General features: G+C 66.9%; 30 protein-coding genes, 1 tRNA gene, 1 other RNA gene and 1 riboswitch. Of the genes, 18 read left to right on the top strand and 14 right to left on the bottom strand.

Annotated features, from left to right (window positions below):
• Window positions 1-71 precede the first annotated feature (71 nt).
• Both ACJMKX_RS08380 and ACJMKX_RS08375 read left to right on the top strand, forming a co-directional pair.
• Window positions 72-242 (top strand): hypothetical protein, encoded by a 171-nt coding sequence (locus ACJMKX_RS08380; RefSeq protein ID WP_405223635.1) that lies wholly within the window; start codon window positions 72-74, stop codon window positions 240-242.
• Between the two features lie 150 nt (window positions 243-392).
• Window positions 393-617, top strand: coding sequence for a hypothetical protein (locus ACJMKX_RS08375; protein ID WP_405223633.1), 225 nt, complete (start codon window positions 393-395; stop codon window positions 615-617).
• A gap of 19 nt (window positions 618-636) precedes the next feature.
• On the opposite strand, the gene ACJMKX_RS08370 is transcribed toward ACJMKX_RS08375, so the two are convergent.
• The 3 genes from ACJMKX_RS08370 to purE all read right to left on the bottom strand — a co-directional run bounded on the left by ACJMKX_RS08370 (window position 637) and on the right by purE (window position 3,641).
• Window positions 637-1,953 carry an AAA family ATPase gene (locus ACJMKX_RS08370; protein ID WP_405223631.1) on the bottom strand — a complete coding sequence of 439 codons (1,317 nt, stop codon included), beginning with the start codon at window positions 1,951-1,953 and terminating at the stop codon, window positions 637-639.
• Between the two features lie 69 nt (window positions 1,954-2,022).
• Window positions 2,023-3,129 (bottom strand): 5-(carboxyamino)imidazole ribonucleotide synthase, encoded by a 1,107-nt coding sequence (locus tag ACJMKX_RS08365; protein WP_405223629.1) that lies wholly within the window; start codon window positions 3,127-3,129, stop codon window positions 2,023-2,025.
• A 5-nt stretch (window positions 3,130-3,134) separates the two neighbouring features.
• Window positions 3,135-3,641, bottom strand: coding sequence for a 5-(carboxyamino)imidazole ribonucleotide mutase (gene purE / locus ACJMKX_RS08360; RefSeq protein ID WP_405223627.1), 507 nt, complete (start codon window positions 3,639-3,641; stop codon window positions 3,135-3,137).
• Window positions 3,642-3,799: 158 nt separating this feature from the next.
• On the opposite strand from purE, the gene pmbA reads away from it, so the two are divergent.
• Window positions 3,800-5,146, top strand: a complete 1,347-nt coding sequence (gene pmbA, locus ACJMKX_RS08355) for a metalloprotease PmbA (RefSeq protein ID WP_405223625.1) — start codon at window positions 3,800-3,802, stop codon at window positions 5,144-5,146.
• Between the two features lie 34 nt (window positions 5,147-5,180).
• On the opposite strand, the gene ACJMKX_RS08350 is transcribed toward pmbA, so the two are convergent.
• Window positions 5,181-6,542, bottom strand: coding sequence for a YhjD/YihY/BrkB family envelope integrity protein (locus tag ACJMKX_RS08350; protein WP_405223623.1), 1,362 nt, complete (start codon window positions 6,540-6,542; stop codon window positions 5,181-5,183).
• An 88-nt stretch (window positions 6,543-6,630) separates the two neighbouring features.
• Between ACJMKX_RS08350 and ACJMKX_RS08345 the strand changes: the two genes are divergently transcribed.
• Window positions 6,631-7,434 (top strand): cobalamin-binding protein, encoded by an 804-nt coding sequence (locus ACJMKX_RS08345; protein WP_405223622.1) that lies wholly within the window; start codon window positions 6,631-6,633, stop codon window positions 7,432-7,434.
• Here ACJMKX_RS08345 and ACJMKX_RS08340 read toward each other — a convergent pair.
• Complete coding sequence (locus tag ACJMKX_RS08340) at window positions 7,400-8,320, bottom strand: phosphoribosylaminoimidazolesuccinocarboxamide synthase (protein WP_405223620.1); 921 nt, start codon at window positions 8,318-8,320, stop codon at window positions 7,400-7,402. The genes ACJMKX_RS08345 and ACJMKX_RS08340 overlap by 35 nt on opposite strands.
• A gap of 133 nt (window positions 8,321-8,453) precedes the next feature.
• Here ACJMKX_RS08340 and djlA point away from each other — a divergent pair, with 133 nt between their 5' ends.
• Complete coding sequence (djlA, locus tag ACJMKX_RS08335; RefSeq protein WP_405223618.1) at window positions 8,454-9,239, top strand: co-chaperone DjlA; 786 nt, start codon at window positions 8,454-8,456, stop codon at window positions 9,237-9,239.
• Between the two features lie 16 nt (window positions 9,240-9,255).
• Entirely contained in the window at window positions 9,256-9,987 is a 732-nt protein-coding gene (gene rpe, locus ACJMKX_RS08330; protein WP_405223617.1) for a ribulose-phosphate 3-epimerase, read from the top strand.
• 18 nt (window positions 9,988-10,005) lie between these two features.
• Here rpe and crp read toward each other — a convergent pair whose 3' ends face one another.
• Both crp and coq7 read right to left on the bottom strand, forming a co-directional pair.
• Entirely contained in the window at window positions 10,006-10,653 is a 648-nt protein-coding gene (crp, locus tag ACJMKX_RS08325; protein ID WP_405223615.1) for a cAMP-activated global transcriptional regulator CRP, read from the bottom strand.
• A 78-nt stretch (window positions 10,654-10,731) separates the two neighbouring features.
• Window positions 10,732-11,373: a 2-polyprenyl-3-methyl-6-methoxy-1,4-benzoquinone monooxygenase gene (gene coq7, locus ACJMKX_RS08320; protein WP_405223613.1), complete on the bottom strand. Its 642-nt coding sequence runs from the start codon at window positions 11,371-11,373 to the stop codon at window positions 10,732-10,734.
• A gap of 158 nt (window positions 11,374-11,531) precedes the next feature.
• Here coq7 and ACJMKX_RS08315 point away from each other — a divergent pair, with 158 nt between their 5' ends.
• The 4 genes from ACJMKX_RS08315 to ACJMKX_RS08300 all read left to right on the top strand — a co-directional run bounded on the left by ACJMKX_RS08315 (window position 11,532) and on the right by ACJMKX_RS08300 (window position 13,416).
• Window positions 11,532-12,248 carry a DUF481 domain-containing protein gene (locus tag ACJMKX_RS08315; RefSeq protein WP_405223611.1) on the top strand — a complete coding sequence of 239 codons (717 nt, stop codon included), beginning with the start codon at window positions 11,532-11,534 and terminating at the stop codon, window positions 12,246-12,248.
• Window positions 12,249-12,474: 226 nt separating this feature from the next.
• Window positions 12,475-12,903 carry a 50S ribosomal protein L13 gene (gene rplM, locus ACJMKX_RS08310; protein ID WP_405223610.1) on the top strand — a complete coding sequence of 143 codons (429 nt, stop codon included), beginning with the start codon at window positions 12,475-12,477 and terminating at the stop codon, window positions 12,901-12,903.
• 23 nt (window positions 12,904-12,926) lie between these two features.
• Window positions 12,927-13,319 (top strand): 30S ribosomal protein S9, encoded by a 393-nt coding sequence (rpsI, locus tag ACJMKX_RS08305; protein WP_405223608.1) that lies wholly within the window; start codon window positions 12,927-12,929, stop codon window positions 13,317-13,319.
• A 23-nt stretch (window positions 13,320-13,342) separates the two neighbouring features.
• Window positions 13,343-13,416: transfer RNA gene (locus ACJMKX_RS08300), tRNA-Gln, on the top strand.
• 247 nt (window positions 13,417-13,663) lie between these two features.
• On the opposite strand, the gene rpiA is transcribed toward ACJMKX_RS08300, so the two are convergent.
• The 6 genes from rpiA to ACJMKX_RS08270 all read right to left on the bottom strand — a co-directional run bounded on the left by rpiA (window position 13,664) and on the right by ACJMKX_RS08270 (window position 16,628).
• Window positions 13,664-14,323, bottom strand: a complete 660-nt coding sequence (rpiA, locus tag ACJMKX_RS08295; RefSeq protein WP_405223606.1) for a ribose-5-phosphate isomerase RpiA — start codon at window positions 14,321-14,323, stop codon at window positions 13,664-13,666.
• A 229-nt stretch (window positions 14,324-14,552) separates the two neighbouring features.
• The gene (locus tag ACJMKX_RS08290; protein WP_405223604.1) at window positions 14,553-15,035 is read right to left on the bottom strand and encodes a hypothetical protein; all 483 of its coding nucleotides are present in this window, start codon (window positions 15,033-15,035) and stop codon (window positions 14,553-14,555) included.
• 170 nt (window positions 15,036-15,205) lie between these two features.
• Entirely contained in the window at window positions 15,206-15,793 is a 588-nt protein-coding gene (locus tag ACJMKX_RS08285) for a 5-formyltetrahydrofolate cyclo-ligase (RefSeq protein ID WP_405223602.1), read from the bottom strand.
• 27 nt (window positions 15,794-15,820) lie between these two features.
• Window positions 15,821-16,007, bottom strand: a non-coding RNA gene (ssrS, locus tag ACJMKX_RS08280) — 6S RNA.
• A 37-nt stretch (window positions 16,008-16,044) separates the two neighbouring features.
• A complete protein-coding gene (locus ACJMKX_RS08275; RefSeq protein ID WP_405223600.1) occupies window positions 16,045-16,362 on the bottom strand; it encodes a cell division protein ZapA in 318 nt (105 codons plus the stop codon).
• 35 nt (window positions 16,363-16,397) lie between these two features.
• Complete coding sequence (locus ACJMKX_RS08270; RefSeq protein ID WP_405223599.1) at window positions 16,398-16,628, bottom strand: TIGR02449 family protein; 231 nt, start codon at window positions 16,626-16,628, stop codon at window positions 16,398-16,400.
• Between the two features lie 171 nt (window positions 16,629-16,799).
• On the opposite strand from ACJMKX_RS08270, the gene ACJMKX_RS08265 reads away from it, so the two are divergent.
• The 6 genes from ACJMKX_RS08265 to ACJMKX_RS08240 all read left to right on the top strand — a co-directional run bounded on the left by ACJMKX_RS08265 (window position 16,800) and on the right by ACJMKX_RS08240 (window position 23,726).
• Window positions 16,800-17,387, top strand: coding sequence for a UPF0149 family protein (locus ACJMKX_RS08265; protein ID WP_405223597.1), 588 nt, complete (start codon window positions 16,800-16,802; stop codon window positions 17,385-17,387).
• A gap of 84 nt (window positions 17,388-17,471) precedes the next feature.
• The gene (pepP, locus tag ACJMKX_RS08260) at window positions 17,472-18,776 is read left to right on the top strand and encodes a Xaa-Pro aminopeptidase (RefSeq protein ID WP_405223595.1); all 1,305 of its coding nucleotides are present in this window, start codon (window positions 17,472-17,474) and stop codon (window positions 18,774-18,776) included.
• Between the two features lie 4 nt (window positions 18,777-18,780).
• Entirely contained in the window at window positions 18,781-20,010 is a 1,230-nt protein-coding gene (gene ubiH / locus ACJMKX_RS08255; protein WP_405223593.1) for a 2-octaprenyl-6-methoxyphenyl hydroxylase, read from the top strand.
• On the top strand, window positions 20,007-21,218 hold the full coding sequence (locus ACJMKX_RS08250; RefSeq protein ID WP_405223591.1) for a UbiH/UbiF/VisC/COQ6 family ubiquinone biosynthesis hydroxylase: 1,212 nt from the start codon (window positions 20,007-20,009) through the stop codon (window positions 21,216-21,218). Before ubiH ends, ACJMKX_RS08250 begins: the two co-directional genes overlap by 4 nt.
• Before the next feature lie 16 nt (window positions 21,219-21,234).
• Window positions 21,235-22,755 (top strand): UUP1 family membrane protein, encoded by a 1,521-nt coding sequence (locus ACJMKX_RS08245; protein ID WP_405223589.1) that lies wholly within the window; start codon window positions 21,235-21,237, stop codon window positions 22,753-22,755.
• Window positions 22,752-23,726: an alpha-L-glutamate ligase-like protein gene (locus ACJMKX_RS08240; RefSeq protein WP_405223587.1), complete on the top strand. Its 975-nt coding sequence runs from the start codon at window positions 22,752-22,754 to the stop codon at window positions 23,724-23,726. Before ACJMKX_RS08245 ends, ACJMKX_RS08240 begins: the two co-directional genes overlap by 4 nt.
• 62 nt (window positions 23,727-23,788) lie before the next feature.
• Here the strand turns inward: ACJMKX_RS08240 and phhA are convergent, their stop codons facing one another.
• A complete protein-coding gene (phhA, locus tag ACJMKX_RS08235) occupies window positions 23,789-24,592 on the bottom strand; it encodes a phenylalanine 4-monooxygenase (RefSeq protein ID WP_405223585.1) in 804 nt (267 codons plus the stop codon).
• A gap of 132 nt (window positions 24,593-24,724) precedes the next feature.
• Between phhA and ACJMKX_RS08230 the strand changes: the two genes are divergently transcribed.
• Both ACJMKX_RS08230 and gcvT read left to right on the top strand, forming a co-directional pair.
• Window positions 24,725-25,177, top strand: coding sequence for an Lrp/AsnC family transcriptional regulator (locus tag ACJMKX_RS08230; protein WP_405223583.1), 453 nt, complete (start codon window positions 24,725-24,727; stop codon window positions 25,175-25,177).
• A gap of 56 nt (window positions 25,178-25,233) precedes the next feature.
• Window positions 25,234-25,324: riboswitch (glycine riboswitch) on the top strand.
• 145 nt (window positions 25,325-25,469) lie between these two features.
• A complete protein-coding gene (gene gcvT, locus ACJMKX_RS08225) occupies window positions 25,470-26,555 on the top strand; it encodes a glycine cleavage system aminomethyltransferase GcvT (protein WP_405223581.1) in 1,086 nt (361 codons plus the stop codon).
• The last annotated feature ends 39 nt before the right edge of the window (window positions 26,556-26,594 follow it).

The following is a 26,594-nucleotide window of genomic DNA, read 5'->3' as shown; positions in this document are numbered from 1 at the left end:
AAGGCGTCACTGCAATACGTAACCCGTCCGGCTAATCTCCATGGCCACTGTCAGCAAAGGTGGCACTGATCATGGACTTCGAACGCACCTACACCGAATCCGAGCTGGATCCGGCCGCACTGGAATTCGCCAGGAGCCTGCGCGAGCGCCCCATGGAGGCCCCGCGTGACATGAATATCGACGGTTTCGGCGAGTCTCTGGGCGCCAAGCTGCTGAACCTGTTCCGCGGCCGCAGGGACTGAAACGCCGGCCCGGAGCCCCCAATGGCCGCGTTTCCGGCCTGCTCCCCGGCCATCCCGCGCTTGACGCGGTCCCGGCGCTGCATTAATTAGATGGATCCGATCAGCGCGGATGCCCGTCACAGGGGACCGTCGTCGAGCTCAGGGGGAGCGATGTGGCTTTCTAAACCGATCTACGAGGTGGTCCCGTACTTCTACCTGCTGGCCGGCTGTATCGCGCTGGCGGCGTCGCTGTACCTCGACTACTGGTACTGGCCGTCGATCTGCTTCGTGGTAGGCATGTTCTCGCTGCTGGGCGGGATCGTCGTGCTGCTGAAGCGCCGGGATCACCGGCAGCGACGCATGGAGCGCGAGCGCGAGAGCGACGTACCCGAATAGGACCGAGCAGGGAAGGGGATCAGGTGGCGTAGAGGTCCTCGTCCTCTTCGTCGTCCTCTTCGTCGTCGTCCTCGTCGTCCCTCTCTTCGGCCAGCTCGTCCTCGTCCGCTTCCTCGTCCGCCTCGAGCTCCGCGTCCCGCAGGTCGATGTAGTGGAGTTCGTGCTTGCCGAGGACGATGACGTCGCCGTCCTCGAGGTTCTTCTTCTTGATGCGGTGTTTGTCCAGGAACACGCCGTTGGTGCTGTTGAGGTCCTCGAGCACCGAGCGCTCCAGGTCGCTCACGATCTGGCAATGGTGGCGACTCACGTACTTGCTGTCGATCCGGATCTCGTTGTCCGGCGTGCGTCCGATCACCGTGCGCCCGATTTCGAGGTTGTGGCTCTCCACCACCTTGCCCCCGACGCGCACGTCGATGCGCGCGAGCGTCATCTCGCCGGTATCCCGCGGATCCAGTGAGGCGGGGCGCAGGATCTGCCCCGTATTGCCGGGTTCGGCATGTTCGGTAGGCTCGGCCGCCGGCGCTTCGTGCTCCCAGGCCAGCTCCTCCAGTGCCGTCTCGATGATCGCCGGGGTGATGAGCTTCTCGTCCTCGGCGAAAGCGCAGAGCATCGCCGTGTCGCACAGCGTGTTGATCAGTCGGGGCACACCGCCGGTGCGGCGGTAGATGAGGTCGAGGCAGTCCTCGGCGAAGATCTCCTCGGCGTCCGCGCCCGCCACCTTCAGCCGATGGCCGATGTACTCGCGCATCTCCCGGTTGGTAAGCGGCCCGAGGTGGAAGCGCAGGCGCACCCGCTGGGTGAGCTGCTTCAGCCGTGGCGACTCGATCTTGTCCTTCAGCTCGGGCTGGCCGGCCAGGATGATACGCAGCACCTTCTCCTTGTGCGTCTCGATGCCCGACAGCAGCCGGATCTCCTCGAGCACCTTCGGGCTGAGGTTCTGCGCCTCGTCGATGATCAGCACCACTTTCTTGCCTTCGCCGTACTGTTCGACGAGGAACATGTTCAGCATGTCCAGCAGCTCGGCCTTGCGGGCCTGGAACGGCTTGAAGCCGAATTCCGCCAGCACGGCCTGCAGGAACTGGCTCGGCGAGAGCTGGGTCTGCGACACCATGGCGTAGACCACGTCGTCGCCGAGCTCGTTCAGGAACGACTGGATGAGAGTGGTCTTGCCCGAGCCGATCTCGCCGGTGATGACCACGAAGCCGTCGGCGAGCCAGATGGTCGACTCCATATACGCCTTGGCGCGAGCGTGCTGCTTGCTCCAGTAGACGAAAGCCGGGTCCGGCGTCAGGCGGAAAGGCTGTTCGGTGAGTGCGAAATGCTCGAGATAGGACATGGTCTGTCGATCGATCCTCCGGGCTTACCCCGGAACAACCTTAAACATTAACACCAAAAGCGGGCGCTCTTACAGGGAACGGTTCTCAGTCCCGGCCGCGACCAGGGCTTGCAGCCGCGCCAGGCGCCGATCCCGCTCCTCCGGTGATTCGGCGACGACCGTGACATGGCCCAGTTTCCTTCCGGGGCGCGGGGACTTGCCGTAGTCGTGCAGGTGGGCGTCGGGCACGGCCAGGATGCCGGCGGCCGCCGGCATCGCGCCGATCAGGTTCAGCATGCCGGCATGGCCGCGCGTGCGGCAGTCGCCGGCCGGTAATCCGCAGACCGCCCGCAGGTGGTTCTCGAACTGGCTGCAGGCGGCGCCCTCGATGGTCCAGTGCCCCGAATTGTGGACCCGCGGCGCGAACTCGTTGCCCAGCAGGCGGTCGCCGGCCACGAAGAATTCGACGGCGATGGTACCGCGGTAATCGAGCCGCTGGACCAGCGCGCGAAGATAGGTCTCGGCCAGCTCCTGCAGCGCGGCGTCGGCGGCGGGCGCGCAGGAGGTATGCAGGATACCGTGCCGGTGCACGTTGCCTGTCAGCGGGTAGCACGCGAGTGACCCGTCCGCTCCGCGGCTGCCGATGACCGAAACCTCCCCGTCGAAGGCGACCAGCCGTTCGGCCAGCAGCGGCACGCCGGCCAGTGCCTCCCAGGCGGCCGGTATGTCGGTCTCGGCCAGAATGCGGTGCTGACCCTTGCCGTCGTAGCCGAGGCGCCGGGTCTTCACGATGAGGGGCAGGCCGATGGCGCGGCATGCGGCCTCCAGCTCGTCACGGCTGTCGACGGTCTGCCAGGGCGCCACCGGGATGCCGGCCGCCTCGAACGCCAGCTTCTCGTTGCGTCGGTCCTGGGCGGTGGCGAGGGCGCCGGGCGGCGGGTACACGGGCGTGTCGCCGGCCGCAGCGGCGAGGGAGTCCACGTCGACGTTCTCGAATTCGTAGGTGACGACGTCGCAGCGCGCCGCCAGTTCGGCGATGGCGCCCTGCTCGTCGAAGGCGGCGGCAATGTGCTCTCCCACCGCCCCGGCGGGTGCGTCGGGCGAAGGATCCAGGAACACGAAGTCCAGTCCCAGCGGCAGGCCCGCCAGGCCGAGCATACGGCCCAGCTGCCCCCCGCCGACCACTCCGACGCGCATGACGGTCAGACTTCGGCCGGATCGTCGGCCGCCGGGTCGGGACGCGCGAGCACCTTCTCGGTCTGCCGCCGGCGGTACTCTTCGAGGGAGCGGCGGATGTCCGCGTCGCTGACGGCAAGGATGGCCGCGGCAAGCAGGGCGGCGTTTATCGCACCGGCCTTGCCGATGGCGAGTGTGCCCACCGGGATACCCGCAGGCATCTGCACGATCGAGAGCAGCGAATCCATGCCCGAGAGTGCCTTCGACTGCACCGGCACGCCCAGCACGGGCAGCGGTGTCTTGGCGGCGGCCATGCCGGGCAGGTGGGCTGCGCCGCCGGCGCCGGCGATGATCACGCCGAGGCCCCGGCCGGCCGCCGTCTCGCAGTACTCGAACAGCAGGTCCGGGGTACGGTGGGCGGAGACCACCCGCGTCTCGTGCGGGATGCCGAGCGCATGCAGGGTCTCGCTCGCATGAGCCATGGTGTCCCAGTCGGAGACCGAACCCATGATGATGCCGACTTTCACGTCCATGGCGGCATTCTACAGGGGCACAGGCGCCGGTTGTATCGTGACCGGCGCGCGAGAGGTGACCCGGGCTGGCGAGCGCGCCGCCTCGTCAGCGCTCCCGCACCCGTTTAGAATCCCCGGCACTGTCGTCCACGACCGAGCCCGACCGCGAAGGAGCCGCCATGAGTCATACCCTGGAGATCAGCCCGGCGGAGGAGCGGCGCTTCGCCGACCTGGTGTCGCAGGCGCTGGAGACGGCGGCCCGGTCCGGCGCCGACGAGTGCGAAGCGGCGGTTAGCCACGACCTCGGCCTCTCGGTGACCGCCCGCATGCGCGACATCGAGACGCTGGAGTACCAGAACGACCGCTCCTTCGGCGTCACCGTCTACTTCGACCGCCGCAAGGGCAGCGCGAGCACGTCGGACTTCCGCCCGGAAGCCATCACGGAGGCCGTGCGGAGGGCCTGCTCCATTGCCCGGCGCACCGCCGAGGATCCCTGCGCGGGCCTCGCGGATCCTGCCAGGCTCGCCGTGGATCCGCCCGACCTTGCGCTGGACCATGCCTGGGAGGTCTCGCCGGAGGCGGCACGGGAGATGGCTATCCGCTGTGAGGGTGCCGCGCTCGACAGCGACCCGCGCATCAGCAATTCGGAGGGCGCCACCGTGGCGACCAGCCGGGGCGTCAGGGCCTACGGTAACAGCCACGGCTTCTTCGGCGCCTACCGGCGCAGCAGCCACAGCATCAGCTGTGCCGTGCTGGCCGGCGACGACGGCGGCATGGAGCGGGACTACCACTACACCGCCGCGCGGGACCCGGCGCAGCTCGAGGCGCTGGAGGCAGTGGGTGCGAAGGCCGCCGAGCGCACCCTGCGGCGTCTGGGTGCCCGCCAGGTCACGACGGCGAAGGTGCCGGTGCTGTTCCCGCCGGAGCTGGCCCGGGGGTTCATCGGCCATGCCGTCGGCGCCATCAGCGGCGCGGCCCAGTACCGGCGCTCCTCGTTCCTTCTGGATGCCGCGGGCGAGACGCTCTTCCCCGACTTCCTGAATATCCTCGAGCGCCCGCACATCCCCGGCGCATTCGGCAGCGCTCCGTTCGACCGCGAGGGCGTGGCCACGACGGACCGGGATCTGGTCTCCGCCGGCGTGCTGCAGGGCTATGTGCTGTCCACCTACTCCGCCCGCCGGCTTGGCCTGGAGACCACGGGCAACGCAGGCGGCGTGCACAACCTGCTGGTGGAGGGCAATGCGGAGGGCCTGGAGACCCTGACCCGGCAGATGGACCGGGGCCTGATCGTCTCCGAGCTGATGGGACAGGGCGTGAACGCGGTCACCGGCGATTACAGTCGGGGCGCCGCCGGCTTCTGGGTGGAGGGCGGGGAGATCGCCTATCCGGTCAGCGAGATCACCATCGCCGGCAACCTGCGCGACCTGTACCGGGACATCGTCGCGGTGGGCCGGGACCAGGACTTGAGGGGGGGCATCCGCTGTGGCTCGGTGCTCGTCGCCGAGATGACTGTCGCCGGCAACTGAACGCGCTCGACCTTTATCCGCGGCGCGAGGGCCGTCAGCCGGCCCGCTCTGCGCCGTCCTCGAGCTGATCGAGGAGGTCGCTCAGGGTCCGCTCGTCCACTACGGTCTCCAGGGCGTCGTCGATGCGGTCACCCAGGTCCGCGATGGCAGGCGTCCACGACGGCGGCCGCCAGGAGCCGGTGTCGCCGCCTTCCCGTACCGCATCGAGGATGTCCTGCAGCCGGATGCGCGCAGGCTCCCGCGCGGGAACCAGCCGTTCCTGCTCGGTGCTGGTGATGAGGCCCGCGTCCTCCAGATTCGTGACGACCTGGGAGATGACGATGCCCGGGATCGCCAGCTCCTTCGCCAGCTCGCGTACCGTCCGGCAACCGGAGCCGCCGCGAAAAGCGGCCCCCACGAGGTACATCACGTTCAGCGCCAGCCGCTCGCGCAGGCTGTTCGCCAGCCGCGTCTCCCGGCGGCCGAGGCGCAGGAAGCCCGGATTCTGGTTGTAGAACGCGATCTGCGCGCCGAGCAGCAGGATCAGCCAGTTCAGGTACAACCACATCAGCACCAGGATGGCGATCGCGAAACTGGCGTAGACCACCTGGATGCGGCCGCCGGCGCCGACGAAGACGTTGGCGAACACGGCGCTGGTGGTCGCCCACAGAATGCCCGCGGTCAGCCCGCCGACGAAGGCGGCGCGGAACTTCACCCGGGTATTCGGGATCAGCTTGTACAGGACGGTCAGGGCCAGGATGGCGAGGAGATAGGGCGTGAGTTCGCCGGCCGCGACGATCGCCGTGCCGAATGGTTCGACCTCCATCAGCCGCTCGGTGAGCGCGTTGTTGCGGACGGAGGCGATGATGCCGAGGGCGACCACCAGCACGACCGGCCCCATCAGCAACACGCTGAAATACTCCGTGAAGCGCCGCGCGATGCTGCGCGGGTTGCTGACGTGCCAGACGAAGTTCACGCTTTCTTCGATCTTCTGCACCATCGAGAAGGCGGTGTAGATGAAGAACGCGAGGCTGACGCCGCCGAGCACGCCGCCGTCCACGTCGTTGACGAGGTTCATCAGCGTGGAGACGATCCGCTCCCCCTGGCTGCCGAGCGGCGCGAGGAACTCGGTCAGCTGGGGTTCCAGTTCCCGGTGGATGCCGAATCCCTTCAGCACAGAGAAGCTGAATGCGAGCAGCGGCACGATGGAAAGCAGCGTGGTGTAGACCAGGCTCATCGCCCGCATCGTCAGCTGTCCGCTCATCAGGTCGCGGACGATGGCCCAGACATAGCGCAGGAAAGCGACGCCGAAGGCAGGCACGGGGGGGAGACCGGCGAACTGCGGGCTCCAGAGGAATCGCTGCAGATAACGGATCAGGGAATCCAGCATGGGTGCGGTGCCGCCCTCCTTTGGCACGGGCCGTCGCCGATTGTACATTAGCCCCTGTAGTCGGGGCTCCGGCATGAACGGGCACGAGCGAGACGGGCGGACGAAGGACTTTCGCATGGACGATTATCCGAGCCGCATCATCTGCATGACGGAGGAGACCACCGAGACGCTGTATGCGCTCGGCGAGGAGGACCGCATCGTCGGCATCTCCGGATTCACCGTGCGGCCGCCGCGCGCGCGGCGCGAGAAGCCGAAGGTCTCCGCCTTCACCAGCGCGAAGATCGACCGCATCATGGCGCTCGAGCCGGACCTGGTGCTGGGATTTTCCGATCTGCAGGCCGACATCGCGGCCGATTTGATTCGTCGCGGTGTGCCGGTGCACGTGTTCAATCACCGTTCGGTGGCGGAGATCCTGCAGATGATCCGGGTGCTCGGCGGCATGGTCGGTTGCGAGTCCCGGGCCCGGGCCTACGCCGCGAACCTGGCGGAGGGCCTGGAGACCATCCGCGCCGGCACCGCCGCACTGGAACACCGACCCCGCGTCTACTTCGAGGAATGGGACGAGCCCCGTATCACCGGCATCCGCTGGGTCGCCGAGCTGATCCGCATCGCGGGCGGCGAGGACTGCTTCCCGGCGATGGCCGACGAGCCGCTGGCGAAGAACCGCATCTTCGCCGACGACGCCCCCATCATCGACGCGGCTCCCGACATCGTGATCGGATCCTGGTGCGGCAAGAAGTTCCGCCCCGAGCGAGTGGCGGAGCGCCCGGGCTGGGATGCGGTGCCCGCCGTGCGCCACGGCGATCTCTACGAGGTGAAGTCGGCGCAGATCCTGCAGCCGGGACCGGCGGCGCTGACCGACGGCGTGCGCGAGATCGCCGCCATTATTCGCGGCTGGTCGGAGCGCTGTCGCCGGTGAGCAGCTCCAGCGCGCGGAGATATTTTTCGCGCGTGCGGGCGATGACCTCCGCCGGCAGGCGCGGTCCGGGCGCGCGCTTGTCCCAGTCGAGTGTCTCCAGATAGTCGCGAACGAACTGCTTGTCGAAACTCGGCGGGCTCGTGCCGGTGCGCCAGGACTCCGCCGGCCAGAATCGGGACGAGTCGGGCGTGAGTACCTCGTCGATCAGGTACAGAGTGCCGGCGCGGTCCACGCCGAACTCGAACTTCGTGTCGGCGATGATGATGCCCCGCTGCATGGCGTAGTCCGCGCACTCGGAATAGATGCGCAGCGACAGCTCGCGAACCTGTATCGCCCGCTCCCGTCCGATGATCTCCGTCAGCGTGTCGAAGCTGATGTTCTCGTCGTGATCGCCGACGGCGGCCTTGGTGGCCGGTGTGAACAGGGGCTCGTCCAGCTGCGCGGCCTGGGGCAGGTCGGGCGGCAGAGGGATACCGCACACGGCGCCGGTCGCCCGGTAGTCGCGCCAGCCGGAGCCGATCAGGTAGCCGCGGACCACGGCTTCCATCGGCAGGGGCTGCAGCCGCCGCACGACCATGCTGCGTTCGCCGAGCAGCTCACGTTCGGCAGGATCGGTGATGACGGCCTCCAGTGGCAGCTCGCTCAGATGATTCGGGACGATGCCCGCCGTGCGGGCGAACCAGAACCGGGAGATGCGGGTGAGGATGGCGCCCTTGCCCGGGATCGGGTCCGGCAGCACGACGTCGTAGGCCGACAGCCGGTCGGTGGCGACCATCAGCAGATGCTCGTCGTCCACCGCCCACAGGTCGCGGACCTTGCCGCGGCCGATCAGCTCGAGACCGGTCACGGTGGACTCGAATACGACGTCGCTGCTGTGCTCGGCCATCGGCGCTTCCCCGCGGTAAAGCGGCGATGATGGACCGGCGGCGCGGCGCGGGCAACCGCTCCGCCCTGCGCAGTGCAACGGTGTCGTTAATCGGGGTAGCATCCCCGCTTATGCACGGTCACGGACCGCGTCGTTGAACTGGTGGGGCAAGCTCGCAGGCGGCCTGCTGGGTCTCGCCACGGGCCGGCCGTTGTTCGCCGTGCTCGGCGTCCTGCTGGGCCACCAGTTCGACCGGGGCTACGCCAAATGGCGGGAATCCCGGGCCGGGCCGACCCGGCTGCCTGCCGAATTCCTGCGCATCACCTTCGAGACCATGGGTCACCTCGCCAAGGCTGACGGGCGCGTGAGCGAAGCCGAGATCGGAGCCGCGCGCCGGATCATGCACGAACTCGGGCTGTCGGCCGACGACACCCGTTCCGCCATTGAATGGTTCAATCAGGGCAAGCGCGCGGATTATCCCTTGCGCGGCCGGCTGCAGCGTCTGGCGGCGCTGGCCGGCCGCGGCGGCGATCTCGGCCGTGCGTTCCTGCGCCTGCAGCTGCGCATCGCGCTCGCCGACGGACGCATGCACGAGCGCGAACGCGCTCTGCTGTGGGCCATGGCGGGTGAGTTCGGCATCGGCCGCGTGGAGTTCGCCCAGATGGAGGCCGTGCTGCGGGCACAGCGCGGTTTCGCCCGTTCGGAACGGGGCCGCGCCGAGAGGAAGCTCGTCGACCACGCCTACGAAGTCCTGGGGGTGCCGGAATCCGCGAGCGATACGGATATCAAACAGGCCTACCGCCGCCTGATGAATCGCTACCATCCGGACAAGCTGGCGTCGAAGGATCTCAGCCCCGAGGATCTTGCGGGCGCGCAGCAGCGCACGCGGGAGATCCGCAATGCCTACGAGTCCCTGAAAGCCCGACGCGGTTTCAGGTAGGACAGGCCGGCTATACATGGCGGGCGCGCTTGGCTACAGTGCCGTGCCACACAACAACGGAGACAGCGTCGTGCAGCCCGTGATCGCTCCTTCCATCCTGTCGGCGGACTTCGCCCGGCTCGGCGAAGAGGTGGACGCCGTGCTCGCGGCCGGCGCCGGCATGGTCCACTTCGACGTGATGGACAACCATTACGTGCCGAACCTGACGGTGGGCCCGCTGGTCTGCGAGGCCCTGCGCAACTACGGCGTGACGGCGCCCATCGATGTCCACCTGATGGTGGAACCCGTGGACCGCCTGATCCCCGATTTCGCGGCGGCCGGCGCGAGTTACATCACGTTCCACCCGGAGGCCTCGCGGCACGTAGATCGCAGCCTCGCGCTGATCCGCGAGCAGGGCGTCGGCGCGGGGCTGGTGTTCAATCCCGCGACGCCGCTCTCCTGGCTCGAGCACGTGATGGACAAGGTGGAAATGATCCTGATCATGTCGGTGAACCCGGGCTTCGGCGGGCAGAAGTTCATCCCGGAGGCGCTGACCAAGCTGCGCGCGGTGCGCCGGCTCATCGACGAATCAGGCAGGGATATCCGGCTGGAAGTCGACGGCGGCGTGAAGGTGGACAATATCGGCGACGTGGCGGCCGCCGGCGCCGATACGTTCGTGGCTGGCTCGGCGATATTCGGCAGCGACGACTACGCCGCGACCATCCGCGCAATGAAAGAGACTATCGCGAAGGCCGGGAAGGCGGACTAAACGGCCGCCGGCGAGCGGCTAGCGTTTCGGTCGCGCGCCGTAGACCACGATGGTCTTGCCGTTGGCGGAAACCAGTCCCTGCTCCTCCAGGACCTTCAGGACCCGGCCGGCCATCTCGCGGGAGCAGCCCACCAGACGGGAGAGTTCCTGGCGGCTGACCTTGATCTGCATGCCGTCGGGATGTGTCATGGCATCCGGCTCGTTGCACAGATCCATGATGGCGTGAGCCACGCGGCCGGTGACGTCCACGAAGGCCAGATCGCCGAGCTTGCGGTTGGTGCGATCCAGCCGGCTCGCCAGCTGTGTGGCCAGTTCGAAGACCAGGCCCGGGCTCTCGCTGGCGATCTGGCGGAAGCGGGGGTAGGTCATCTCCGCGATCTCGCTCTCGGTGCGGGTGCGCACCCACGCGCTGCGCGTCGGCTGTTCGTAGAACAGGCCCATCTCGCCGAAGAACTGACCCTTATTGAGGTAGGCCAGCACCATCTCGTTGCCGTCCTCGTCCTCGATCATGACCTCGACCGAGCCGTCGACGATGTAGTAGAGGATGTCGGGGAGGTCGCCGGCGTGGATCATCACCGTCTTCGACGGGATGGTGCGCACGCGGCAGTAGCTGAGGAACCGGTTGATGGCCGGTACGTCGCTCAGATTCTTCGCTGTCGTTGGCATTCGAGCCCCCTCGCTGGATCCAACAGCTATTTTGTGACAGACGCTCAACAAGGGCAAGCCGGCGGCCCCGGCGGCCGGCTAGAACCAGTAGGCGGTTCGTGTCATCAGCTTCGCCGTGGCCCGCATCAGTCCCTGCACGGGGGCGGGCAGGCGGCTGCCGCCGGATTCCGCGGCGGCGGCGCCGTGCACCGCCTCTTCCTCCGCCATCCGCTGCAGGATGGCTCGACTGCGTTCGTCCTCGACGGGCAGTCGGTCCAAATGTCCGTTCAGGTGTTCGACCACCTGCCGCTCTGTCTCCGCGATGAAACCGAGGCTCCAGCGGTCGCCGGCCAGTCCGCTCAGCGCGCCGATGGTCCAGGCGCCGGCATACCAGACCGGTGCCAGCCGGCTCGGCGCCGCGTCCAGCTCCTGCAGCCGCTGCGCGCACCAGCGCAGGTGATCCGTCTCCTCCTCGGCCGCATGGTGCATCTCCGCGGCCACGGCCGGGTCCCTGGCGACGACCGCGTGCCCCTGATACAGGCCCTGCGCGGCGACCTCGCCGGAATGGTTGATGCGCATCAGCCCGGCGACGTGTCTGGCGTCCTCGCGCGACAGCTGCGCCTCGGGCCGCTCCGCACCCGGGTTGGGCCGACTGCCGCCCGGCGGCGCGAACAGGGTTCGCAGCGCGTTGTCGGCGCTCGCCAGAAAACGGTCGGGCAGGCTGCGATTCCGTCCATCCATGGGTGAATTATAGCAACGGTCCCGTCGGTGTCGCGGTTTCATGGCTGGACAGATCGGGTGCAATTTCCGGTGAGTTGACCTAGGATTGCGCGCGGTTTGCGCATGGATCGCCGGGCTGGACCGGAGATGCGCAGGACGGAGCTTACGGAGCAAGACCAATGAACAACAAGACACTCGCGTCGGCCCTGTCGTTGCTGACGCTTCTTGCCGCCGCCCCCGGCCACGCCCAGGACGAGGGCCCCTGGAGCGGCAAGGCGAGCCTGGGCTACCTCTCGACGACCGGTAACTCCGAGACGCTGAATGTTTCCGCAGCCGCCGAGGTCGGGTACACGAGTGGCAATTGGGACCATCTGGCGCAGGTCTCGGCCGTTGGCGCCCAGCAGGACGAGCAGACCACGGCGGAGGCCTATCTCGCCGCCTGGAAGAGCGAATACGCCTTCAGTGAGTTCAACTATGTCTTCGGCCGCGTGCGCTGGCAGAAGGACAAGTTCAGCGGCTACGACCAGCAGATGTCCGAGACCGTCGGCTACGGGCGGCGCATCCTGCACAGCGATCGCCAGACCCTGAACGGGGAGGCCGGCGTTGGTCTGCGCCAGTCGGACCTGCGAGACGGGACCTCGGAGAACGAAACCATCCTGCGAGGCTCTCTCGACTATACCCTGAAGCTGAGCGAAAATGCGGAATTCGGCCAGGATTTCCTCGTCGAGTCCGGCGCGGAGAACACTTTCATGGAATCGGTGACGGAGGTGAAGGCCAGCCTGATCGGCGAGCTCGCCCTCAAGGCCTCCTACACCATCCGCCGTAACACCTCCGTGCCCGTGGGCAGCGAAAAGACGGACACGTTCACGGCCATCGCCCTGGAGTACGAGTTCTAGGGCTCCAGGACGAGTTTCCCGGTCGTGAGGGCCGGGGGATCTGCGGCCAGGGGCTCGTTGACCGGAGCGGCAGCCGCCATTGCATCGCCCTCCGGCGGAGGCTATAATTTCGCGCTTTTCGTCGTTGGCACGAGCATTTTCCGTGCCGCGCCGACGGCCTCCGGCCCCGACGGGAGCCGGATTTCAACCAGAACCGGATTACCGGACGACATTTGAGTAACTGTTGATGAAGACCTTCTCTGCAAAACCGGCCGAAGTGCGGCGCGACTGGTACGTCGTGGATGCCACGGGCAAGACCCTGGGCCGCCTCGCCACCGAGGTCGCTCGGCGGCTGCGTGGCAAGCACAAGCCGGAATATACGCCCCACGTGGATACCGGCGACTACCTGATCATCGTCAACGCCGAAAAGGTGCGGGTGACCGGTAACAAGCTGAAAGACAAGATGTACCACCATCACACGGGCTACATCGGTAACCTGAAGTCCCGCTCGCTGGAACAGATGCTGGACAAGGCACCCGAGCGGGTGATTCAGTCGGCAGTCAAGGGCATGATGCCGAGGAACCGTCTCGGCCGTCAGATGATGGGCAAGCTCAAGGTCTATGCGGGACCGGAACATCAGCACAGCGCACAGCAGCCGATCGAGCTCGATATCTGAGCCGGCGGCACGGGGAACAGAACATGAGTGATATGCAGTTTTACGGTACCGGCCGACGCAAGACCTCCACGGCACGGGTCTTCCTGAAGCCCGGCGAGGGCAGGATCACGGTCAACAAGCGTCCGCTGGATCAGTTCTTCGGTCGCCAGACGGCGCGGATGATCGTCCGTCAGCCCCTGGAGCTGACCAAGCTCGAGGATCGCTTCGACGTGGACGTTACCGTGATCGGCGGCGGTACCACCGGCCAGGCCGGCGCCATCCGCCACGGCCTGACACGGGCGCTGATGGAGTACGACGAGTCTCTGCGCGGTGGCCTTCGTAAGGCCGGTTACGTGACGCGTGACGCGCGCGAAGTGGAGCGCAAGAAGGTCGGCCTGCGCAAGGCCCGCCGAGCCACCCAGTTCTCGAAGCGTTGATTGCGGCCGCGCGACAGGGTTATTGGGGGATCGTCTAGCGGTAGGACATCGGACTCTGACTCCGAGAACCCAGGTTCGAATCCTGGTCCCCCAGCCAAATACAAGAGGGCCCCGTCAGGGGCCCTTTTGTTTTTGGTGGGGACTTCGCGGATGAGGCCCTTCGTTCGAACCGAGGCCCGCCTGCGGGCCGACAGACGGCGAGCGTTGCGAGCCGCCCGCAGGGCGAGGGCCGCAAAGGCCCGAGTCAATCCTGGTCCCCCAGCCAAATACAAGAGGGCCCCGTCAGGGGCCCTTTTGTTTTTGGTGGGGACTTCGCGGATGCGGCCCTTCGTTTCCTGCGGTCATTACCTTTGCATCGTGCGCACGCCGTCGCGCCCCGCGACCAGCAGCACGTCGGCGGGCCGATGCGCGAACAGCCCCGCCGTCACGATGCCGGGCAGCTGATTGAACCGCGTCTCCATCTCCACCGGATTGGCGATGGAGAGATTGTGCACGTCGATGATGTGGTTGCCGTTGTCGGTCACGAAGTCTTCGCGCCAGATGGGCTGTCCGCGGTAGCGGATGATCTGCCGCGCGATATAGGCCTGCGCCATCGGGATGACCTCGATCGGCAGCGGGAAACCGCCGAGCATGCCGACGAGTTTCGAGTCGTCGATGATGCACACGAACTTCCGCGAGGCAGCGGCGATTACTTTCTCCCTGGTGAGCGCGCCGCCGCCACCTTTAATCAGATGGAAGTGCTTGGTGGCCTCGTCCGCGCCGTCGATGTAGAGGTCCAGATCGCCGACACTGTTCAGTTCACTGACCTCGATGCCTTTGGCTTGCAGGCGTCGAGTCGTCTCGCTGGAACTCGAGACGACACTGGTGAGGCGATCGGCTACCTCCGGCAGGAACTCGATCAGTTCGTTGACGGTGGAGCCCGTGCCGACGCCGAGGGCGGTGCCCATCTCTATGTATTCGAGCGCCGCACGGGCGGCCTGGCGTTTCTTCTCTGTCTGGTCCATCGCGGTTCCCGGCTTGGTTGGTTGTCCGTGGGGTCGGCATCGGGGCGGCCGTCGTCTGCCGGTCTCTTGTACCACCGACCCCGGCCGCTACGCCATCCCCGTGCACTAACGGAATGTGCCCGCCGGAGCGGGCACATTCCTTAAGTCGGGATTCCATCGCTGCACGTCTCCCGGCGGAGAGTGTCAGCGACCGGTAAGGCTCTGGGCTACTTACCGATTCCCACTGCGCTCAGCGCTTCCGGCTAGCTTTCTTCTTGCTAGCCTTCTTTCTGCTGGCCTTCTTTTTAGAGGCCTTTTTCTTGGTCGCCTTCTTCTTGGTCTTCTTCTTCACGGTCCGCTTTTTCTTGGCGGCCTTCTTCTTGGTCGCCTTTTTCTTGGCGGCCTTTTTCTTGGCTGCCTTCTTCTTGGTCTTCTTCTTCACGGTCCGCTTTTTCTTGGCGGCCTTTTTCTTGGTCGCTTTCTTTTTGGTCTTCTTCTTCACGGTCCGCTTTTTCTTGGCGGCTTTCTTCTTGATGGCCTTCGTCTTCGTTGCTTTCTTCTTGGTCGCCTTCTTCTTCACGGTGCGCTTCTTCTTCGCTGCAGTCTTACGCGCAGTGGTCTTCTTCTTCGACACCTTCTTCCTTGCCGGTGCCTTACGCGCAGTCGTCTTGCGCTTCGACGCTGTCTTCTTCTTTCGCGTCGTCTTCTTTTTCGATCTAGCTGTAGTAGCCATATGTCATCTCCGTGTCGGGGTACCCGGCGTTGAGTATATACATAAACACTGAAAATTCCAGCAAGTTTCCCGACACGCACACTGCTGCACGAACAGCATTGGTGTAGCGATGAAGTTGTTCGTCGCCGGCATCGATGTGATGTGATCGATGCGATGTGATCGATGCAACGTCAGTATCGGAAGCGATGCATGCCGTTCTCGGTTGCGACTGCGAACAGCGGAATGTCCCATGCGGCGGCGTGTATGGCAGAGACTCGCTGACACGAGAAGGCGGCGCCGACGAGTTTCGGATGCAGCCAGTATCGGCGATTACGCAGGAAGGAGAAGCACCGGTCGTAGTACCCGGCGCCCATGCCGATGCGGTTTCCTGCATCGTCGAACGCGGCGAGCGGTGTGACGACGAGGTCGAGTTGGCGCACAGGGAAGGCGTCGGATGCGCGCTCGGGTTCCCAGATACCATACCGATTGCGGACGAGTGTCGCGTCCCGTGACAGGCGGACGAAGTGCATGAGGCCTGTGTCGCCGACCACCGGTACGTAGACGACGCGGCCGGTAACGAACGCCTGCACGAACAGGTCGCTGACGTCCACTTCGGCGCTCGCGGCAAAGTACAGGCCGATGCGCCGCGCGGCATGCCAGAGCGGGCTGCTTGAGAGATGGCGGCAGATGGCGGCCGAATGACGCGCGCGCGTCGCGTCGTCGAGTGCGAGGCGGGCCCGCTGTCCGGCTTGCCTGTGTCTTGCGCGCTCGGCCTGCATGGGCCCCTGTCCTGAGGGAGAGAGGTGGCACCTCCCGCCTGTGCCGTCACCAGCCGTCGCTCTCGAACCAGAGCGTAAGGTGGGGTCGGCCGAGACAACGCAGGCTTTCCGCCGTATCGCGGATCTGCGCAAAGTTGCCTTCAGGCTTTTGACCCCGACGTTGATAGTTAGGGTCGAAAGGCTTCTCAGCCGGTGTCGAACACTGCAGGAGGTGCCGTAACTATTCTATGACCGCCAGCGGCGGCCCGGGTTCAGAAGTCGAGCTGGCGGCTGTCGCCCAGCACAGCCTCCACCCTGTCGGACAGCGCCCTGATACGTCCGGCCACGTTGCCCTCGAGCGCATCGTCGCGGGCACGCGCCTTGATAAGTTCGTTCGCCATGTTCAGCGCTGCCATGACGGCGATCCGATCCGTACCGACAACCTTGCCGCTGTCGCGGATCTCTTTCATCTTCGAGTTGAGCATCTCTGCGCTGTCCAGCAGATCCGATTTCTCGCTCGCAGGACACGATACCTGGTATTCCTTCTCCAGGATACGCACGCTCACGTGGGCATACATTTCGTCCATCATCGTCTACCCGTTGCGGCCTTGTTCCGGGCGCGGCATCAGGCGCCGTGCTCCATGGACTTCAGCCGGCCGATCATGGCTTCGACGCGTGCGCGCACCTGCTCGTTCTTCTGCAGCAGGCTCGCCCGCTCTTCGATGAGCGTGTCCTGGCGGTGGCGGAGCGAGCGGTTCTCCTCGCGGAGCTGATTGCAGACCGCCACGAGTTCGTCCAGACGCTTCTCCAGACGCTTCAGTTCGTGCGCGAACGCCTGATGTACCTGATCGCTCATGGGGGCAATATAGTAGTGAGCGGGAATCCGGTCAATTGACGGTGTCCCGTATTGGAGTTGCCGCGGCGGCGGCAGTGTTAGGATGGCGTCCAGGCTGCGCGCAGTCCGCCGCAGCCCGTTTCGTCGAATCAGTCTTCGGACCAGAACGCCCGACCACGACCTCGAACCCATATGCCGAACCACCCGAACGCCATCCACACGAGGCTCGACGAGACCCTTTCTGCGGCGGGGGCGACCTGTGATGCCCCGGAGGCCCACGGCACGCTGTGCAGTCTCGTCTGCCTGCACGGCAGCCATGCAGGACCGCGCTGGGTAGCAAGCCTGTTCGGGGACGAACCAGTGCCGGCGGACACACGCAGGGCTCTGCTGGGCATCGCGAGCGAGACCGCCGCGGAACTCGAAGATCCTTCCTTCCGCTTCGCGCCGCTGCTGCCGGGCGACCGGGCGCCGATGGGCGAGCGAGCGGGCGCGATGGCGCACTGGACCCAGGGGTTCCTCCATGGCTTCGGAGAGGCCGGCAGCCGCCCGGCACTCGCGGACCGACTCAGACAGGAACCCCTCGCCGAGCTGCTGTCCGACCTGAGCGAGATGACGCGGGCGACGGCCGGCGAGGCGGAAGACGCGGAGGAGGGCGTGGAAGGCGACGAGGAGGCCTGGGCCGAGCTGGTGGAGTATCTGCGCGTGGCCGTCCAGCTTTTCTACCTGGAGCTGGCTGCTTTCCGGGGCGACCGGCACGAGGCGCCGTCCGGGCTCCAGTAGCGGCCGCGCCGGGGCGCATCCCGCTCCGGTACAATGCGCTCTCACGCCCCCCGGGGCGCCGACCCGACTGACCGACAGGACCTTATGAATCCGAAAGAATTCGCCAGACGTCGCCGCCAGCTGATGCGCATGATGGGCCGCGATTCCATCGCCATCCTGCCTGCCGCGCCCCTGCGCCATCGCAGCCGCGACGTGGAGTTCGGCTACCGGCAGGACAGCGACTTCTACTACCTCACCGGCTTCGCCGAGCCCGAAGCCGTCACGGTGCTGGTGCCGGAGCGCGAGCAGGGCGAATTCGTGCTGTTCTGCCGCGAGCGCGACGCCGAACGCGAGCAGTGGGACGGGCATCGTTCCGGCACGGAGGGCGCGGTCGAGACCTACGGCGCCGATGACGCTTTCCCGGTGGCCGATATCGACGACATCCTGCCCGGTCTCATGGAGGCGAAGCCGCGGGTTTTCTACACCATGGGCATCTATCAGGACTTCGATCAGCGGGTCACGGAGTGGGTGAACACCCTGCGCCGCACGGTGAAGATGGGCGGCCACACGCCGCAGGAATTCGTGGCGCTGGATCATCTGCTGCACGACATGCGCCTGTACAAGAGCCGCGCGGAGATCGCCGCCATGCGCAAAGCGGCGAAGATTGCCGTGGATGCGCACAAGCGGGCGATGCAGGTGACGCGGCCGGGCATGCACGAGTACGAGGTCGAGGCGGAGTTCCTGCACGAGTTCCGCCGCCGGCGCGCGGAGCCGTCCTATCCGCCCATCGTGGGCGGCGGTGCGAATGCGTGCATTCTCCATTACACGGACAACGCGGCCGAACTGGCCGATGGCGACCTGCTGCTGATCGACGCCGGCTGCGAGTACGACTATTACGCTTCGGACGTCACGCGCACGTTCCCGGTAAACGGGCGTTTCACGCCGGAGCAGCGGGCCGTCTACGAGATCGTGCTGGAGGCCCAGCTCGCCGCCATCGACAAGACCCGCGCCGGCAATCACTGGAACGATCCTCACGACGCGGCCGTGCGCGTGATCACCAAAGGATTGAAAAAGCTGAAGCTGCTGGACGGTAGTGTGCCGCGACTGATGAAGGACGAGGCCTACAAGCCGTTCTTCATGCACCGCACGGGTCACTGGATCGGCATGGACGTGCACGACGTCGGTGACTACAAGGTGGGCGACGAATGGCGGGTACTGGAGCCGGGCATGGTCACCACCGTGGAGCCGGGTATCTACATTCCGGCGAAGCGCGGCATTCCGAAACGCTACGCGGGCATCGGCGTTCGCATCGAGGACGACGTAGCCGTGACCCGGGACGACCCGGACGTGCTGTCGAAGGGGCTGGCCAAGGACGCCGACGAGGTCGAGGCGCTCATGGCGTCCGGATGAGACCGTGACCGAGCGATACGACATCATCATCGCGGGCGGCGGCATGGTGGGCGCGAGCCTCGCGCGGGCGCTGGCGCCACTGGACCTGCGCGTGGCCGTCGTCGAGCCGGTGGAGCCCGGGGCGGCCTCCCAGCCGAGCTTCGACGACCGCTCCACCGCATTGTCGCGAGCCAGCCAGCGGGCGTTCACCGCCATGGGCCTGTGGCCTGCCATCGCGGAGGGGGCCACGCCCATTCGCGCTATCCACGTCTCTGATCGAGGCAGCTTCGGCTTCTGCCGCATCGAGGCGGAAGAGCAGGGAGTGGAGGCTCTGGGCTACGTCGTCGTGAACCGGGTGCTGGGACGGACCCTGCTCGCGAGCCTGGCGGACGAGGGCGGAGCGCAGCTGTATCGCCCCGCCCGGATCGCCGCCGTGGCGCAAACCGACCAATCGGTGACCGCCACGGTGGCCTGGGAGGACGGCGAGCGCGAGGAACGGCTGGAGGCCGCCCTGCTGGTCGCGGCGGACGGAGCGCGATCGGCGGTGCGTAGCGCCGTCGGCATCGGCATGCGGGAGCGACCCTACGGTCAGGTGGCCATCACCGGCAATCTGGCAACGTCCCGTTCCCACGACAATGTCGCCTACGAGCGCTTCACCAAGGACGGACCGGTGGCGCTGCTGCCATTCGGCGAGGGCCGCAGCGCGTTCGTCTGGACGCTGCCGCCCGCGGAGGCGGAGCGGGTGACGGCACTGGACGACGAGGCCTTCCTGGCGGAGTTCCAGGCGGTCTTCGGCTGGCGTCTCGGCCGTCTGAGCCGGGTGGGCCGGCGGGTGGCCTATCCGCTCTCGCTCACCCGCGCGGAGCGTCTGCATGCGGGACGTGTGGTCGCCATCGGCAATGCGGCGCACGGGCTGCATCCGGTGGCGGGGCAGGGCTACAACCTGGGCATGCGTGACGTCGCGGCGCTGGCCGACCTCATCGCCGAGGCCATCGCCGAGGGCGGCGACCCGGGCAGCTCCGCGCTGCTCGCGCGCTATGCGGACTGGCGCCGCGGGGACCAGCGCAAGGTGGTGGGCTTCACCGACGGCCTGGTGCGGCTGTTCGGCAGCGAGCGCGAGACCGCCCGTGCCGCCCGCGGCATCGGCATGCTCGGCCTCGATATCATCCCCGGCGCAAAGCGGGCTTTTGCGCGGCATACCATGGGGCTGGCCGGGCGCCTGCCGCGCCTGTCACGGGGGGTGCCGCTCAGGTGAGGCCGGAGGTCGACGTTGCCATCGTGGGAGCGGGCATGGTCGGCCTCGCAATGGCCGGCCTGCTGCGCCGGGCAGACGACTCCCTCCGCCTCGCCGTGATCGACGCCGGCGTCCCGCCGGCCTTCGACGAGAGCGCCGACGTCGGTTTGCGTGTCTCCGCCATCTCACCCGGTTCGGCTGCGCTGCTGGCGCGCTGCCGCGCGTGGGAGGCGGTTGAGCGAACACGCTTGGGGACTTACGGTGCCATGTGCGTCTGGGATGCCCGCGGCAGCGCTGACGGGGGCGATGCCGTGCGCTTCGGCGCCGATGAACTCGGCCTGCCGGAACTCGGACACATCGTGGAGAACGAGCTGGTCCGGGACGCGCTTTACGGCGCGCTGGGCCGCGAGGAAGCCGGGCTGCGCTGGCATTTCGGCGCCCGGGTCGAGGGATTCGAGGCGGGCGAGCGCGCGGCCAGGCTCGTGCTCGCCGACGGCGGCTGCGTCGATGCCGCGTTGGTCGTGGGTGCGGACGGTGCCCGTTCCGCCGTGCGCGGGCTGGCGGGACTGCCGGTGCGCAGCCGGCGTTATCCCCAGGATGCCCTCGTGACCCACGTGCGGCCCGAGCGCGACCATTGCCGGACCGCGTGGCAGCGCTTCCTGGCGACCGGGCCCGTGGCACTGCTGCCGCTGGGCGACGGGCGCTGTTCGGTCGTCTGGTCCACCGCAACCGCGGAGTGCGAGCAGCTGATGACCCTCGACGACGACCAGCTGGGCGCGCGCCTGACCGAGGCCACGGACGGCGTGCTCGGCACGCTCACGGTGGCCGGTCCGAGGGGGAGCTTCCCGCTGGCCGCCTCGTATGCCCCGGACTATGTCGGCCATCGGCTGGTGCTGGCCGGCGACGCGGCCCATGCGGTGCATCCGCTGGCCGGTCAGGGCGTGAACCTGGGTTTCAGCGACGCCGGCGAACTGGCGCGCTGTATCGCAGCGGCCCGGCGCGGCGGCGAGGATCCCGGCGACCGGCCCGTGCTGCGGCGCTACGAGCGCGCGCGCAAGGGCGAGAACATGCGCACGCTGCTGTTCCTCGATGCGCTGCAGCGTTTCTTCGGCGTGGAGGCGCCGGCCGTGGCCCGGATTCGCAGGGGCGGCATGCGTCTTTTCAACCGCATCGGCCCCCTGAAGCGCATGGCCGTGCGCCACGCCACGGGACTGGCGGAGACGGCCTGACGGCCGCGCGAGCGACATGGGCAGACGTTATCTCATCCTCATCGCCGCGCTGCTCACCGCGGCGGGGTTGTCGATGTTCGTCTATAAATGGCAGATGCTGGGCCTGCCTGTCGTCGAGGACCAGCAGACCACCGTCTGGACCGTCGAGGCGGCGGTCAGCTTCATCGGCGGCCCGGGTTCGATCAAGGCCACCCTGCAGCTGCCGACCCTCACGCCCGGTTACACGCTGCTCACCGAGAATTCGGTATCCAAGGGCTACGGCTTCAGCGTCAATTTCGACAGCGGTGGCCGCGAGGCGCAGTGGGCGATTCGCCGCGCCGACGGTCCGCAGACGCTCTATTACCGCGCCGTGCTGTACGAGGACCCGACCAGCCGCCAGTCGGACACGACGCCGCCGTTCCCGCCGCCGCCCACGCTGGAGGAGCCTTTCAACACGGCGATGCAGGTGCTCGTGGACGAGGTGCGCGAACAGTCGGCGGACCCGGCCTCGTTCACCGCCGAGCTGCTGCACCGCCTGAACGATCCCTCGCCGGGGCAGAACGTCGAGCTGCTGCTCGGCCTGTCAGAGACCCGCGCCGGATTCGTCTCGACGGTCACGAAGATACTCGCTGCAGCGCGCATTCCCGCGCGCATGATGCGCGGCATCATGCTGAGCGGCCAGAGCCGCCAGGCCGAGATCATCCCCTGGCTGGAGATCCACGACGGCTTTCGCTGGGTGAACTTCGATCCCCGTACGGGCGAGGAGGGCCTGCCCGACGACTACCTGGTCTGGTGGCGGGGCACCCAGCAGCTGGCGACCGTGCAGGGCGGCAGCGGGCTCGAAGTCAACCTGGCCACGCAGCAGAACCAGCTGGACACCCTGGAGGTGGCGGGGCAGCGGGCCGAGAAGCGACGCTCCCGGCTGGTGGAATTCTCGCTGTTCAGCCTGCCGATCCGCACTCAGGCAGTCTACGCCGTGCTGCTTATGATCCCGATCGGCGCGCTCGTGATGGTGTTGATGCGCAACTTCGTCGGCGTGGAGACGTTCGGCACGTTCATGCCGGTGCTGATCGCGCTCGCGTTTCGCGAGACGCAGCTGATCGGCGGCATTCTGCTGTTCACCCTGCTGGTATCCCTCGGGCTGTCGATCCGCTTTCTGCTCGAACGTCTTCGGCTGCTGCTCGTGCCTCGGCTGACGGCCGTGCTGATCGTCGTCGTGCTGCTGATGCTGTTGATCAGTATCGTCTTCCACAAGCTGGGCATCGAGACCGGGTTGTCGGTTGCGCTGTTTCCCATGGTGATCATCGCAATGACGATCGAGCGCATGTCCGTGATCTGGGAGGAGCGCGGACCAAGGGATGCCCTGAAGGCCGGACTCGGCAGCCTGGTGGTGGCGGCGCTCGCTTATCTGGCGATGGGCATAGACTGGCTGCAGCACCTCGTGTTCACGTTCCCCGAGCTGCTGCTGATCGTGCTCGCGCTCGTGCTGCTTTCCGGCCGCTATACCGGCTATCGGCTGGTGGAACTCGCGCGCTTCCGCGGCGTGCTGGAGCGATGAGCCTGCGTCTTTTCAATCCCGCTGCGAGGGCCCGGGCACTGCGCAAGGCCGGCGTCCTCGGCCTGAACCAGCGCAACGCCCGGTTCATCATGGAGAACAACCAGCGCCGCTATTACCCGCGGGTGGACGACAAGGTGCTCACGAAGAAGCTCGCCATCGAGGCAGGAATGGCGGTGCCGGAACTCTACGGCGTTATCGACAACCAGGGCGATACGGGGCGCGTGCCGGAGATCGTGGGTGATCACCAGAGTTTCGTGGTGAAGCCGGCTCACGGCAGCGGCGGCGACGGCATCGTCGTCGTGTCGGGCCGCCGGCGCGACCGTTATCGGCTGGTGGACGGACAGATCTGGGACGGCGATACCCTGGATTTCCACATCTCGAACATCGTCGGCGGCCAGTACAGCCTGACCGGCGAGCCGGACACGGCGCTGATCGAATACTGCGTGCAGTTCGATCCGCTGTTCGAGCAGGTCAGTTTCCAGGGCGTGCCGGACATCCGGGTGATCACCTACCGGGGCTATCCGGTGATGGCCATGGTGCGTCTGCCCACCAAGGCGTCACACGGCAAGGCGAACCTGCACCAGGGCGCCGTCGGCGCGGGCATCGACATGGCCGGCGGCGTCACGCTGGACGGCGTCAGCGGCAACGAGATCGTGGAGGAGCATCCGGACACCTATCATCCCATCGCCGGCCTCAGGATCCCCGAGTGGGACTTCATCCTGACTTCGGCGGCCAGGGCCATCGATGTCACCGGCCTCGGCTACGTCGGCGTGGACATGGTGCTCGACCGGGATCTCGGTCCGCTGATCCTGGAGATGAACGCGCGGCCCGGGCTCAACATCCAGCTGGCCAACCGGGCCGGCCTGCGGCCCCGTCTGGAGACGGTGGATCGGGACTACGATGCGGCGGCGACGCCGGTGGAGCGGGCAGCGTTCGCCCGTGAGCGTTTCCCGGCGCACGGGACCCTGTAGGAGGGGCTTCAGCCCCGATCCATCTTTCGAATCGGAGCTTAAGCCCCTCCTGCATTCTTTGTTCAGGCGCTCTTCGCCTCGGGGATCGGCGGGAATTTCGGCGGCCGGTCGCCCAGTCTGCGCGCCTCGCGGATCATCGCCGGCAGATCGCTCCTGGCAAGGTCGAACAGCTGGTCGAAGCTCTCCAGCACGAAGTACAGCGGCTGGTAGATATCGATGCGGTAGGGGGTGCGCAGCGCCTCGATCGCATCGAAGGGTACGCGTTCCGGCTCGTCGCTCTCCACCGCATAGCGGGTCTCGCCCGGCGAGGAGCAGATGCCCGCGCCGTAGCTGCGTACCCCCTCGTCGGTCTCGATCAGGCCGAACTCCGCGGTGAACCAGTAGAGTCGCGCCAGCATCTCCCGGTCGGCGTCGCTCGCTGCCAGACCGGCCTTGCCGTAGGCCTCCGTGAAGGCGGCGAACCGGCTGTCCGTGAGATGGGGGGTGTGGCCGAAGATCTCGTGGAAGATGTCCGGCTCTTCCAGGTAGTCCAGTTCCTCGGGAGCGCGGATGAACGAGGCCGCCGGGAACATCCGGTTCGCCAGCAGCGAGAAGAATTCGTCCAGCGGTATGAGCGCGGGGACCGGTTTCACACCCCAGCCCGTGCATTCGCGCAGCACGGCGGAGACCTCCGGACACTGGGGTACCCGGTCCTCGGGCAGGTCCAGCACGTCCAGCGCCTCGACGAACGCGCGACAGGCCCGCTCGGGCAGTACCTGCTTCTGGCGGGTGATCAGCTCACGCCAGACGGCATTCTCCCCGTCCGTGTACTGGATCAGGCCGTCGGCGTTCGGTGTCTTCGCGGTATAGGTGATTCCTTTGCCCATGATGCTACCGTTGCTTGTATCCAGGAAAAGAATAACTCTCAATAGACGCAAATCAATTTCGAATTTGCATTCTACAGCGTCATAGAGGCAATATTCTTTTCAAACAGAGCCAGTAAAAGGAATTTACTACCCGTGGACAGCTACGATCGCCGGATTCTCGCGGTGTTGCAGCGCGACGCCCGCATCTCCAATCAGCAGCTCGCGAAGGAGGTGGGGCTGTCGCCGTCGCCGTGCTGGCGACGGGTCAGGCGGCTGGAGGAGTCGGGCGTCATCGAGCAATACGTGGCGCGGCTCTCACGCCAGGAGCTCGGCTTCCCGGTCCTCGCGTATGTGCAGATCTCACTGGAGGATCATCATCCCGACACCATCCGGGAGTTCGACGACATGATCCGCCGCTGCGACGAGGTGCAGGAATGCTGCTCGATGAGCGGCCAGTACGACTACCTGATCAAGGTGGTCGCCCGGGACATGGAGGGCTACGAGGACTTCCTGAGCGGCAAGCTCCTCCGGCTCACCGGGGTGCAGACGGCCAACACCAGTTTCGTGCTGAAGCAAAAGAAGTCCACTTCCGCGCTGCCACTGTGACACCGTGCCCGCTGGTCACCCGGTCGGCGGATACGTTATGATCCGAAGCCCGATCGACAGGCTCCGCGGGAGAGTATCCGGCACGACCGGATCGCCGAAGGCGCAACTTGCCCGGAAACGCTCAGGCATAGGGACTGCGGACGCTGATTGGCTCTGGAGAGTGGCCGGTAACGGCCCACCGAAGGTGTGCGGCGGAAGGCCAATCGCGAGGCCCGCCCGATCTCTCAGGTAACCGGACAGAGGGGCGATGGACGACCACGTCCGTCGCGTTCCTGTCAACGGAGGAGCCAGCATGGGCAATCGCACACCGCTCTACCCCCTGCACGTCGATGCCGGCGCCCGTATCGTGGACTTCGGCGGCTGGGACATGCCGCTTGCCTATGGCTCGCAGCTCGCGGAGCATCGCGCCGTGAGGGAGTCGGCGGGTATGTTCGACGTCTCCCACATGACCGTCGTCGATCTCGCCGGCGAAGGGGTCACGGATTTCCTGGCCCGACTGCTCGCGAACGACATCGGCAAGATCGAGGGCACGAACCGGGCCCTGTATACCTGCATGCTGAACGAGGACGGCGGGGTGCTGGACGACCTGATCGTCTATCACCGCGGGCCGGGTGACTGCCGCCTGGTGGTCAACGCCGCCACCCGGGAGAAGGACATCGCCTGGATGCGCCGACAGGCCGGGGGCGGCGCCGTCGAGATCACCGAGCGCGCGGATCTGGCCATGCTGGCCGTGCAGGGGCCGGAGGCGCGGCAGAAAGCCGCCGCCCTGCTGCCTGCCGACCGGCGCGAGGCGGCGCTGGCCATGAAGCCCTTCACCGCCGGAGAGTACGGCGACTATTTCGTCGCCCGCACGGGCTATACCGGCGAAGACGGCTGGGAGATTCTCGCGGAAGGCGACACGGTGGTCGCCGCGTGGCGGGCGCTGGCTGCCACCGGCGTGCAGCCCTGCGGCCTCGGCGCGCGCGACACGCTGCGGCTGGAGGCCGGCCTCAACCTGTATGGCTCGGACATGGACGAGACGACGACGCCGCTGGAATCGAATCTCGGCTGGACCGTGGCGTTCGACCCGCCCGGGCGGGATTTCATCGGCCGGACGGCATTGGAGCGGCAGAAGGAAGGCGGGGTGCCGCGCCGTCTCGTGGGGCTCGTGCTGGAGGGCAGGGGCGTGCTGCGCAACCACCAGCCGGTCCTCGCCGACGGGGCGACCGTGGGCGAGATCACCAGCGGGGGCTTCGGGCCCACCGTCGGCGGATCGATCGCGCTCGCCCGCATCGATGACGGGGCGGAAGAGCCTCTGACGGTGGATATCCGCGGGCGGCACCTGCCCGTGCGCATCGTCAGGCCACCGTTCGTGCGCAACGGCGAGGTGAAAGTCTGACAGCGCTATTCGGACCAGACGACATCCGGCGACACGCCG

It is taken from the genome of Lentisalinibacter sediminis, from assembly GCF_040706615.1.
Taxonomy (GTDB): Bacteria; Pseudomonadota; Gammaproteobacteria; order Steroidobacterales; family Woeseiaceae; genus Lentisalinibacter; species Lentisalinibacter sediminis.
This window is presented reverse-complemented; position numbering and strand designations above follow the sequence as displayed.